Source organism: Anaeromyxobacter sp. K (assembly GCF_000020805.1).
Taxonomy (GTDB): Bacteria; Myxococcota; Myxococcia; order Myxococcales; family Anaeromyxobacteraceae; genus Anaeromyxobacter; species Anaeromyxobacter dehalogenans.
Map to the genome: position 1 here is coordinate 2,349,585 of NC_011145.1, position 9,879 is coordinate 2,359,463.

The 9,879-nt window shown below is 71.3% G+C and carries 11 protein-coding genes and 1 tRNA gene; 5 read left to right on the top strand and 7 right to left on the bottom strand.

The genetic code is table 11. The features are described 5' to 3' along the window. Nucleotides 1–79: 79 nt before the first annotated feature. The 4 genes from ANAEK_RS10495 to ANAEK_RS10510 all read right to left on the bottom strand — a co-directional run bounded on the left by ANAEK_RS10495 (nucleotide 80) and on the right by ANAEK_RS10510 (nucleotide 3,320). Nucleotides 80–553, bottom strand: a complete 474-nt coding sequence (locus ANAEK_RS10495; protein ID WP_012526120.1) for an RES family NAD+ phosphorylase — start codon at nucleotides 551–553, stop codon at nucleotides 80–82. A gap of 1 nt (nucleotide 554) precedes the next feature. Beyond that, nucleotides 555–1,085, bottom strand: a complete 531-nt coding sequence (locus ANAEK_RS10500) for an antitoxin Xre/MbcA/ParS toxin-binding domain-containing protein (RefSeq protein WP_012526121.1) — start codon at nucleotides 1,083–1,085, stop codon at nucleotides 555–557. 94 nt (nucleotides 1,086–1,179) lie between these two features. Then, nucleotides 1,180–2,679 carry a serine hydrolase gene (locus ANAEK_RS23610; protein WP_304411954.1) on the bottom strand — a complete coding sequence of 500 codons (1,500 nt, stop codon included), beginning with the start codon at nucleotides 2,677–2,679 and terminating at the stop codon, nucleotides 1,180–1,182. 119 nt (nucleotides 2,680–2,798) lie between these two features. Next, nucleotides 2,799–3,320 carry an NAD(P)H-dependent oxidoreductase gene (locus ANAEK_RS10510; RefSeq protein ID WP_012526123.1) on the bottom strand — a complete coding sequence of 174 codons (522 nt, stop codon included), beginning with the start codon at nucleotides 3,318–3,320 and terminating at the stop codon, nucleotides 2,799–2,801. Between the two features lie 205 nt (nucleotides 3,321–3,525). Between ANAEK_RS10510 and ANAEK_RS22625 the strand changes: the two genes are divergently transcribed. Next, nucleotides 3,526–4,104: a DMP19 family protein gene (locus ANAEK_RS22625; protein ID WP_012526124.1), complete on the top strand. Its 579-nt coding sequence runs from the start codon at nucleotides 3,526–3,528 to the stop codon at nucleotides 4,102–4,104. 51 nt (nucleotides 4,105–4,155) lie between these two features. Here the strand turns inward: ANAEK_RS22625 and ANAEK_RS23325 are convergent, their stop codons facing one another. Then, the gene (locus tag ANAEK_RS23325) at nucleotides 4,156–4,374 is read right to left on the bottom strand and encodes a hypothetical protein (protein WP_049778382.1); all 219 of its coding nucleotides are present in this window, start codon (nucleotides 4,372–4,374) and stop codon (nucleotides 4,156–4,158) included. Between ANAEK_RS23325 and ANAEK_RS22780 the strand changes: the two genes are divergently transcribed. From ANAEK_RS22780 to ANAEK_RS10530, 3 genes are all read left to right on the top strand, one after another. Further along, nucleotides 4,322–4,759 (top strand): LysR substrate-binding domain-containing protein, encoded by a 438-nt coding sequence (locus tag ANAEK_RS22780; protein WP_232288444.1) that lies wholly within the window; start codon nucleotides 4,322–4,324, stop codon nucleotides 4,757–4,759. The genes ANAEK_RS23325 and ANAEK_RS22780 overlap by 53 nt on opposite strands. Nucleotides 4,760–5,352: 593 nt before the next feature. Further along, on the top strand, nucleotides 5,353–6,462 hold the full coding sequence (locus tag ANAEK_RS10525; RefSeq protein ID WP_012526125.1) for an AAA family ATPase: 1,110 nt from the start codon (nucleotides 5,353–5,355) through the stop codon (nucleotides 6,460–6,462). Between the two features lie 6 nt (nucleotides 6,463–6,468). Beyond that, on the top strand, nucleotides 6,469–8,703 hold the full coding sequence (locus ANAEK_RS10530; RefSeq protein ID WP_012526126.1) for a S8 family peptidase: 2,235 nt from the start codon (nucleotides 6,469–6,471) through the stop codon (nucleotides 8,701–8,703). 109 nt (nucleotides 8,704–8,812) lie between these two features. On the opposite strand, the gene ANAEK_RS23010 is transcribed toward ANAEK_RS10530, so the two are convergent. Both ANAEK_RS23010 and ANAEK_RS10535 read right to left on the bottom strand, forming a co-directional pair. Further along, complete coding sequence (locus ANAEK_RS23010) at nucleotides 8,813–9,097, bottom strand: hypothetical protein (RefSeq protein ID WP_012526127.1); 285 nt, start codon at nucleotides 9,095–9,097, stop codon at nucleotides 8,813–8,815. A 226-nt stretch (nucleotides 9,098–9,323) separates the two neighbouring features. Then, nucleotides 9,324–9,396, bottom strand: a tRNA-Thr gene (locus ANAEK_RS10535). A gap of 111 nt (nucleotides 9,397–9,507) precedes the next feature. Between ANAEK_RS10535 and ANAEK_RS10540 the strand changes: the two genes are divergently transcribed. Then, a complete protein-coding gene (locus tag ANAEK_RS10540; protein ID WP_012526128.1) occupies nucleotides 9,508–9,846 on the top strand; it encodes a hypothetical protein in 339 nt (112 codons plus the stop codon). The last annotated feature ends 33 nt before the right edge of the window (nucleotides 9,847–9,879 follow it).

Below are 9,879 nucleotides of genomic sequence, written 5' to 3' on the forward strand. Positions count from 1 at the left end.
TAACCGCGGCGACGGCCGCGCGCCGCGCCGGCGTCGAGCCGGTGTGGGTGCGACGCGAAGGTGGAGCGGCTGCCGGCGCCTACCGGACGAGCCTGGGATCGAACGAGAACGGCTCGGGCGCGTCGTAGGCGACCCGCGCCGCGTCGGGGTGGGCGGGGTTGAGCAGCACGTTCCGCTCGGAGGGGATCACCGCCGAGCGCACCAGCAGGATCGCCGTGCGCCGCTCCGCGATCCAGCGGTCGCCGAACGTCGCGAGCGTCGCCGGCGCCGGGCTGTGGCGCCAGCCGCGGACGTAGACCGAGGGCGGGGCGGTCTCGACCGCGAGGTCGTCCGGCCAGGTCGCCCGGCAGGCGGCGAGCGGCGCGTCGGCGAGGAGGCGCTGGTCGGCGTGGGTGAGCAGCTCGAGCGCGGCGAGGGAGAGCGTCGCGCTCGCGTACGACACGGCCACGCCCTTCGAGTTCCAGCGGCCGCCGTACAGGCGCGCGCCCTCGCCGGAGAAGGCGCGGCGGCCGTCCGGCGCGTGGCGCGCGAAGGTGATGCGCCAGGCGTCCACGTCAGGAGAGGACGCCGTGCTCGAGGCGGCCCAGCTCGTCCATCACCGCGGTGAAGCCGTCGGCGGTGTCGAGCAGGGTGATGGGGATCTCGCCGCCCAGCGCGCGGCAGGGGGCGCGCACCCAGCCGCGGCCGTGCGCCTCGCCGAGCAGGTCCTCCGCCTTCGCGAGGACCCGCGCCGCGCGGACCGCGCGCTCGCTCTCCTCGGGCGTGAGCGGCTCGCCCTTCTCCAGCCGGCGGTGCACCGTGCGCACCGGGAGGCGCAGGCTCACCGCGAGGTCCTTCACCGACATGTCGAGCGACGACGCGAGCGTCTGCGTGGAGCGGGCCGGGAGCCCGGCGCGGATGAGGCCGGTCCAGCGGAGGTCGCCGGGCGCGAGCCGCGCCTTCGCCGCGCCCTTGGCGGCCGGGCGGGAGCCCTTCGCGGGCGAGGCGGAGCGCGCCGCGCCCGCCTTCCGCGCCGTGGGCGCGCGCCCTCGCAGGAGCGCCCGGCCGCCCAGGATCTCGATCGCCTTCGCCTCGCCCTCTGCCATGTGGCAGGTATATCGCGCCAGATGGCGCGGCGCCAGGTGGACTCCGGCGCAGCGGCCCCGGCGCCCGGCCGGCACGTTCGCGGCCGCCTCGACCTCAGCGCGCCGCGCGCACCGCCGCCAGGATGGCCGGGTAGGCCGCCTTGCGGATCCGCGCCGCCGCGTCGCCGCCGCGCGGGTGGCCGATCCGGACCACCACGAGGTCGAGCGACGGCACCACCAGCACCGTCTGGCCGCCGAACCCGACCATCGAGAAGGCGTCGTCCGGCATCGGGCTCCCCGGTGGGAAGCGCCAGAACCCGGCGCCGTACACGGGCGCCTTCCACGCCGGGGCCGGTCCGCTCACCAGCCTCACGAAGGCCTCGGGCAGGAGCCGCTCGCCCTTCCAGACGCCGTCGCGGGCGTAGAGGACGCCGAGCCGGGCCAGGTCGCGCGCCGCGGCGAAGTGGTAGCCGATGAACAGCGGGTGGCCGTACGCGTCCGGCTCCGTCAGCGAGCGCGTCGCGCCGAGCGGCGCGTACAGGCCCCGCCGAGCGTACGCGAGGAGCGGCTCGCCGCGGGTCGCCGAGACGCGCTCGAGAAGGCCGACGAGCGCGAGCGGATCGCAGTTGGCGTACCGACCCTCGGTCCCGGGCGGCTTCGCGAGCGGACGGGAGAGCGCGTAGCCGACGGCGTCCACCCCGCCGGTGTAGACGTACTGACTCTCGGTGTAGCCCTTCGACTCCTCCCAGTCGTCGTCGAACGGCGAGGTGCAGGCGAGGCCGCTGCTCATCCGCATGAGGTCGATCGGACGGAGTGCGCGCCGCTCGTCGCGGGACCATTCCGGCAGCCCCGTCGGCGCGTCGAGCGCGAGCGCGTGCTCCTGCGCGAGCCGACCGGCCAGCGTGGCGAGGACGCTCTTGCCGATGGCGGAGGTGTCGAGGAGCGTATCGGCCGTGGCGCCGTTCGCGTACCGCTCGGCGACGATCCTGCCCCGGTGGACCACCACGACCGCGGCCGTCAGCGCGGCGGCATCGTCGAACCAGGGCGCGATGGCGCGGGCGGTCGCGTCCTGCTCCTCGCGCGAGACCGCCCAGCCCGCCGGGCCGAGGTCGTCCGGCCAGGGCGCCGTGGTCCGCGCGATGCGCGCGGCGCCGAGGCGCGCCGGGTCGAGGTGCAGCCTGCCGTCCTCCGGGAGCGTGACGCACCCGAGCCCCTCCACCAGGCGCGCCGTCCGCGCGGGCCCGCCGCGGACCGAGACCCGCACCTCGCGGCGCGTCCGGTCCACGTCCAGGCGGTCCACGCCGTCGCGATCGCCGTCGTTCACGACGAAGTAGGTGGAGTCGCGCCTCACCTCGTCGGGCTCGCGCCCCTGCAGGAAGACCCCGGTGCAGATGACGCTGGCGTGGCCGGCAGCGGCGAGGGACCGGGCATCGCGGGCGGCGGGGCCGGGGTCCGAAGCAGCGGCCGCCGCGGTCGGTCTGGCGGCGGGGGGATGGGCGCTGGCGCACGACATCGCGGAGGCGAGGAGGGCGGCGTGGGCGAGGAGGGTGACCGCGCGGGGCCACCCGTGGGCGGCGGACCTCGGCGGGTTCACCGAGAGGCTGGGCATCTGCATCTCCCGCTCGTAGGCGGCGGGGGAGTGGGCCGCAACGGCTCCGATGATGCGTGCCGAGGCGGGATGGCGGTCCGGCTGGAGGGGCACCTGGCACCGGACCGGGAGAGGCCCGGGCGCCTTCAGGCGGCGCGCGCCCTGCGGCGGCGGAAGGGTCTGCGCGCCCGGACCAGGACCGCGGTGGTGAGGCGGGCGATCCCCTGTCGCGCCTCGGCGCCCCCGGTGCGCCGGTCGATCACCGCGAGCGTGGCGACCGGCGTCCGACCCGCGACCGCGGCCATCTGCGCGAAGGCGCGCTCCCCGCCGCGGCCGCTCATCGTGGCCACGAACGCGACCGGTGGGAGCCGCTCGCGCTCGAGCCACAGGTACGTCCGGACCGGCGAGCTCACCGACAGGGCCCAGACCGGCGTCGCGATCACCACGGCGTCGTAGGTGGCGGGATCGCGGCGCGGGCGCTCCAGCGGGACGAGCACGCCCGAGAGCGCCTCCGCGCCGCTGCGGAGGAACCCGAGCACGCCGGCCCGGTCGGTCGGATCGCGCAGCGCCTCGAGATCCGCGTCCAGCGCGGCCGCGACGGCGCGGGCGATCCGCCGGGTGTGCCCCGACCGCGAGTAGTAGGCGACGAGCACCTTCGGGCGATCCATGGTGGTCACCTCCCGCGCCAGTGTCGCGCCGGGGGACCGGCACGGTGGGGCCGCGAGCGGGCAGGGACGCGGTCGTACGGGGTGGCCCGAAGGCCGGCGACGGGATGACGCCGCGCGCCCCGATGGTCGGCGCGCGCGCGTCCACGCACCGGGGGCGAGCTTGACGCGGGCGTCCCGACCCGACACTGTCGGTGCGGGAGGCTGCGTGCGCCGGACACCAGAAGTCGTGCTCGCGGTGGCGCTCGGGCTCGGCTTGCTGCTGCTCCCGCTCCCGTACCGCCACCCCGTCGCCGCGAGGTCCCCCCACATGGCCATCCAGAAGCCGAGGTCGCTGGACGACATCTTCAAGCTCCGGGGCGAGGACTTCGTCGCCGCGCTGGAGGAGCGAACGTCCCTGCGCGCGGACCGCGTCGGCTTCGACGAGCTGAGCCCGAGCGAGGCTGCGCTCCTCGACGTCTGGGCGCTCGAGGCCGAGGTGAACAACGGCGGCTTCGATCAGTACTTCCTGAACGCGTCGGGCGACCGGGCCCGCGGTGCGCTGGCGGGCCTGGAGCTCATCGGCGCCGAGAAGGCGGCCGCGATCACGCGGCGGGCGCTGGCGGTCTTCGGGCCTCGGGGGCCGGCGCCCTCGCAAGAGGCCCGCCAGAAGCAGATGGACAGCTGGAACCCCGAGGTCGAGGCGACGCTGGAGGCGCTCGATCAGGAGTTCTACGCGTACCCCGATCCTCTCGCCGAGCTCATGGAGCGACACTGCCGTGCGCACCGGGAGGCGTTCGCGCGGTGAGGGCGGCGCCCGTCGAAGGGCGTAGGTCGGCGCGCGGGTCGAGCACGGCCGTCAGCGCGCCCCGAGCGCGAGCCGCACCGCGAACGCGCACATCGTGAGGCCCGTGGCGAGGTCGAGGACCCGCCATGCCGCGGGGCGGGCGAGGACCGGCGCGAGCGCGTGGGCCGCCAGGCCGCCCGGCGTCGCCGCCGGGAAGGAGCGCGGCGCCACCGCGGCGCTGCGCGTCGCGGTCAACGCCGACAGCCTCGCCACCTGGTTCCCCGGCGCCATGGCCCGCTTTGCGGCCGAGGACGCGACGCTCCTCGACGTGTCGCTCGACGACGAGGCGCACACGGCCGAGTGGCTCCGCACCGGCCAGGTGCTCGCGGCCGTCGCCGCGCGCGCCGAGCCCGTGCCGGGGTGCCGGAGCGTCGCGCTCGGGCGGCTGCGCTACGTCGCCACCGCCAGCCCTGCCTACGCGGCCCGCCACCTTCGCACCGGCGTCGACGCCGCGACCCTCGCGCGCGCGCCCACGCTCCGCTTCCGGCCCAAGGACGCGCTCCAGCGCCGCTGGATCCGGAAGGTGTGCGGCCGCGAGATCGATCCGCCCGCGCACGTGCTCCCAGCCAGCCAGGCCTTCCTCGACGCCACGTCGCCGGCATGGCCTGGGGCATGAACCCGGAGCAACTCGCGAGACCGCACCTCGCAGCGCGGCGCCTGGTCGAGCTAGTCCCGGGGACCGCGCTGAAGGTCCCGCTGCACTGGCAGCACGCTCGCCTCACGCCGCCGGCCCTGGAGCGGCTCACGCCGGCGGTCATCGCGGAGGCGAGGGAGACGTTGCGGAGGAGGTAGGTGGCTGCAGATGGACCGGCCGGCCGCGATGCTTCGTGACCCTGGGTGAGGCACTGTGGCCCGTGACAGGAAAGGCGGCGGTCCGTCCGAACGAGAGCGGGCGCTCGGGATTCGTTCCCAAGCGCCCGCAATTCTTTTGGTTTGGGAGGGCCGACACCCAGAGTTGAACTGTGGACGTGCTGATTACAATCAGCGGGTGCGTTGAAAATCCTGAAATGTCACAGCGTTCATCTACGCGAGGTAGCTGATCAGGGGCCTTTTGACGAGGGCTGGTGGTGCTGTGGCGTGGCGGAATCCCGCCGGGCGCCGCTCCGTTGCGCGCGGGAGGCGGGTGGACTAGATGTCGGACCTGTTGCGTAAAGTAGTCCAGTGATGGAGAATCAACACATGAGCGGCGGCGTGGTGGTGGTGGACTAAATGGCTGACATAGAGTCCGATTTCGTCCACATGGCCCGGCTCGCGCTGGGCGGGAAGCAGGACGACGTGGCGGCGCTGGCCCGCAGAGCGCTGCGGGGTATAGCAGAGCGCCGTCCAGACTTGGCCGATGCAGCTACGGCGGTTCTCTCGCTAGCGAACAGCGTTTCCGCGACTCGCTCGGAGTATCCGGACCCGCTGCCGGTTGACTCCGACACGCGGTTCGAACTCCTGCGTCGTGAGCACGATCTCGCAATGGAGATCGAGCCGGTATGGCCGACTTCGGTCGCCACGGAGTTGAACGCGGTTATAGAAGAGCGTCGTCGGGAACCGGAGCTTGCTGCTGCAGGGCTCGCCCCGAGTCGCTCGCTGCTGTTTGTGGGGCCACCCGGGGTCGGCAAGACCCTCGCCGCTCGGTGGGTGGCGCATCATCTCCGGCGTCCGCTGCTCACGCTCGATCTCTCGGCAGTCATGAGCAGCTTTCTTGGACGGACAGGCACCAACATTCGCGTCGTCCTCGAATACGCGAAGCGTAGTCGCGCCGTGCTTCTGCTCGATGAGTTCGATGCGATCGCGAAACGGCGGGACGACGCGGCGGAAGTCGGGGAACTGAAGAGGCTCGTCACCGTCCTGTTGCAGGAAGTGGATGGATGGCCGCCCGATGGCATCTTGATCGCCGCGACGAATCACCCCGAGCTGCTCGATCCAGCAGTGTGGCGCCGTTTCGAACGGGTCGTGCCGTTTCCTCCGCCTTCGGCCGAGGAGATCCGGACCACGCTTCGTCGCCAGCTCGTCGCTCACCAGCATATCGATGAAGCGATTCTCCGCGTGCTTGCGGCGGCGATGACGGGGCTGTCATTCGCGGACGTCGTCACGCGATTGAACCAGGAGCGCCGCGCTTCGATCGTGCGCGGCGAACAACTCAGTGACCTCCTCGGGAGGCTGGCCGCTCAGCTCTCGCGTGAGAAGCCCACGAACGAGCGGCTCGCACTTGCGCGAGCGCTCGCGGAGAGAGGGCTCTCGCAGCGTGAAATCGCTTCGGCCACGGGGCTGTCCCGGGATACCATCCGTAAACACCTCGGCGTCAGATCCAACGCGAAGAGAAAGGGGTAGCACGCGATGGCTCGTGAGAAGAACTTCCTGCTAGGTCGCGGCGAACTTCTCTCCGAGAAGGTCACCGTGAAGAAGGCGAGTGGTCCGAAGAATCCGCCGTACTCGTTCCCGGAAGCTCAGCGCAGGATCGTGGCCAAGCTCGGAGCGGTAAATCGCGAGTTGCGCGCTCTTCCGAAGGACGCCTGTCCCCACGACGAGGCAGTGGCGGTTCTCACGATGCATCCGAGATACCTGTCGAAGAGTGACTTTCCGGCCGAGTTGCTCAGCGTCGCTGGCCTCCGGCCCGTCGGCAGCCGCCCGCGGACGGTTTCTCCCGAGCAGTGGGGAATCGAGAAGCCGCCCGCCGCCGCACTCACAGACGACATCTTCGTTGCGGGTGAGCGGCGCGCGTTCGCTGCGTTCGAGCAGTTCCTGCCTCGTTGGACGGCGACGACGACCGGCGCGGCCCAGCTTGCGCAGGTGGAGGACCTCGCTCCGTACTCCGTTGACCGAAAGATTAGGGGTATCCCGGCCGATGCCAAAGAGCTTCTGCTCGAGGTGGTTCTGCACACGGATGGCGACCCCGACTTGGTCGAGGCGTTCGCCGCATACGCGGGCAAGCTGAACGCCCAGCCGCTGCTCGATCGAGTCCGGAAGGTGCGCGGTCTCGCCTTCGTCCCCGTTCGTTCGTCTGCGTCATCGCTCAAGAAGCTGGCGGCGTTCTCGTTCGTGCGCGTGCTGCGCGGCATGCCCACCCTGCGACCGTTTCGTCCCGGGATCATTCGTCGCGCAGCTGGTTTTCCTGTCGCTCTCCCGCGGGGCGGACCGATCGCGCTTGGCACTCGCGCGGCGATTTTCGACGGGGGAATCCCGGCCGCAGTGGACTTGGCGCCGTGGGTGAAGGTGATCGAGCCGAAGGGCATCGGGAACCCCGTGCCGGCCTTTCAGGAGCACGGGCTTGCCGTAACCACCGCCTTCCTGTTCGGGCCTCTGTTGAGAGGCGTTCCACCGTCGATCCCCTACTGCTCCGCAGACCACGTCCGTGTCCTCGATGAGCGGACCGGACGCGACGATGAGCAGATGCTGTACCTCGACGTGCTCGATCGCATCGTGGATCACCTCGACGCACACGGCGACTTCTACCAGTACGTGAACATCAGCCTCGGGCCGAGGCTCGCGATGGAGGATGACGACATCACCGCGTGGACGGCGCGGCTGGATGAGTGCTTCTCCCGAGCCGATCTGCTCGCGACCGTCGCAGCGGGAAACGACGGCGAACTTGACGCGGCGGCGGGGCTCAACCGGATTCAGCCTCCGGCTGATGGCGTGAACGTGCTGGCCGTCGGGGCGTGCGACACGCTGCATGGCCCCTGGCAGCGTGCCGCTTACAGCTGCATTGGCCCCGGTCGCAGCCCAGGGATTGTGAAGCCTGACGGGGTCGCGTTCGGGGGTTCTGAAGCCGACCCGTTCATGGTTCTCGCGTCGCGCACGCATGCGCGGCCCGAAGCCGGTACGAGCTTCGCTGCGCCGTTTACGCTTCGAACCGGCGCTGGCGTCGGCGTTCAACTCGGCAACACGATCAGCCCGCTCGCCACGCGTGCTCTGCTCATCCACCGCGCCGACGACGGCGACCATCCGTTGCCTCACGTCGGCTGGGGTCGATTTCACGACGACGCAGTGTCCCTCCTGACGTGCGAGGACGACGAGGCGCTGGTGCTCTACCAGGGCGATCTTCCAGTGGGACAGCACCTGCGCGCGCGCCTGCCGATGCCATCGGGCGAGATCGCAGGGTCCGTCACGGTTTCGGCGACGTTGCTGATTTCACCCCAAGTTGACGCGAAGAATGTTGGCGCGTACACGCGTGCTGGGTTCGAGGTCGCCTTCCGGCCGAACAGCGCGAAGATCAAGGTGAGGAACGGGAAGGCGTCGGCGCACGCGGAGACGAAGCCCTTCTTCTCCGCCACGAATCTCTACAGCGCCGCTGAGTACGTCCTTCGCGACGACGGAGGGAAGTGGGAGCCCTGCCGCCGCCACTCCGCCAAATTCAAAGCGTCCGGGCTGAAGGACCCGTGTTTCGACATCTACTACCACCACCGCGACGGCGCGGCCGCGGTCCAGTGGAAGCCGAAGCCGATCCGATACGCCCTCGTCGTGGGGCTCAAGGCCCCGAGCATTCGAGACTTCTACAACCGCGTCGTGCGGACATACGCGAAGATTCTCGTACCTCTCCGCCCGCAGGTGAATATCCAGATCCGGACGTAGCCAGTGCCGCCCGTTGCGCCCACGCAACGCGCACAGAGACAGTCCTCCCGGCCTGGAGTAGCAGGGTGTACGGCTCGCGTGCGATCGCTCCGCACCTCGGCGTCAACACCTAGTGCTTGCCCGCGTGCAGCATCTCGGCGCAGCGCCGCCACGGATTCGCTGCGGCGGGCTGCTGCCTGGCCGACGTCTCGCCCGACGTCGCGGCGCTGTGGAGGAACGCATCGACAGTTAAGTGTTTCCAGCCACGAGGTCCGACGGAGCCCCAGTACAACTGCGGGTTGCGACCGTCTTCCACGCGCCCTGCGGCGAAGTCATCTCCGAGTGCTCGGACAAAGCGCAGGAACGAAGCCTCATCGCAGACCTGCTCTAGAAGTTCGTCGAGTTGTTCAGCCATCCGGGCGCACTCCTGGAACGGGATCGCCTCGCCTCCTCGGCGGCCTTCCCGCTGGCGAGGACCAACGAATTACCAGTCACTAGCGATGCACGACTGGCTAACTGACGGGTCCGGCTCCCGTGCAGGCGCTCGTTGTGGCGTGGCTACGTCGTGGTGAAAGCAGACGGCCCACGAGCAGGTGCCCGCGGGCCGTCGGTAACTGCTCGAAAGTGCGCCGAAATTTAAGAGCCGACACCCAGACTTGAACTGGGGACCTGCTGATTACGAATCAGCTGCTCTACCAGCTGAGCTATGTCGGCGGCCCTGCTGAAGCGCGCGTTTTCTAGCATCGCCCACGCCGGGCCGCAAGGGCTCGCAGGCCTGGACCGGGGGCCGTCGCGCGGGGGCGGCGGCGCGCCTAGCTTCCGTCCATGACGGTGAAGAATCGGCCGGGGGCGGCGAAGCAGGTGCTGGCGCAGCAGCGCGCGGAGGTGCGGCGTTCCGCGCCGGGCAAGCGCTTCGTGGGCGACGCGGCGGCCCAGTCGCGGGAGGCCAGGGAGGCGGAGCGGGAGCGGGTCGGGCAGATGGCCGCCGAGAACGCGATGGAGCGGGCGGAGGCCGTGGAGCAGGAGCGCCTGGAGGAGATCCACGAGGAGGCGCTCTCCGACATCCTCTCCGACCTGGTCCGCGACACCTGGCAGCTCGCCCGCACGCTCGTCTCGGCCCCGTTCCGCATCGTCCGGGCGATCCGCGCGCCGCGGCCGGCCTGACCCATCCGCGACCTCTTCGCCTTCGCTCCGAGT

Bases quoted from the DNA above. Each gene is read 5' to 3' on its own strand.
- ANAEK_RS10525 (WP_012526125.1), top strand. From the start codon at position 5,353: ATGGCTGACATAGAGTCCGATTTCGTCCACATGGCCCGGCTCGCGCTG.
- ANAEK_RS23610 (WP_304411954.1), bottom strand. From the start codon at position 2,679: ATGCAGATGCCCAGCCTCTCGGTGAACCCGCCGAGGTCCGCCGCCCAC.
- ANAEK_RS10510 (WP_012526123.1), bottom strand. From the start codon at position 3,320: ATGGATCGCCCGAAGGTGCTCGTCGCCTACTACTCGCGGTCGGGGCAC.
- ANAEK_RS23325 (WP_049778382.1), bottom strand. From the start codon at position 4,374: ATGGCGCCGGGGAACCAGGTGGCGAGGCTGTCGGCGTTGACCGCGACG.
- ANAEK_RS23010 (WP_012526127.1), bottom strand. From the start codon at position 9,097: ATGGCTGAACAACTCGACGAACTTCTAGAGCAGGTCTGCGATGAGGCT.
- ANAEK_RS10530 (WP_012526126.1), top strand. From the start codon at position 6,469: ATGGCTCGTGAGAAGAACTTCCTGCTAGGTCGCGGCGAACTTCTCTCC.
- ANAEK_RS10500 (WP_012526121.1), bottom strand. From the start codon at position 1,085: ATGGCAGAGGGCGAGGCGAAGGCGATCGAGATCCTGGGCGGCCGGGCG.
- ANAEK_RS10540 (WP_012526128.1), top strand. From the start codon at position 9,508: ATGACGGTGAAGAATCGGCCGGGGGCGGCGAAGCAGGTGCTGGCGCAG.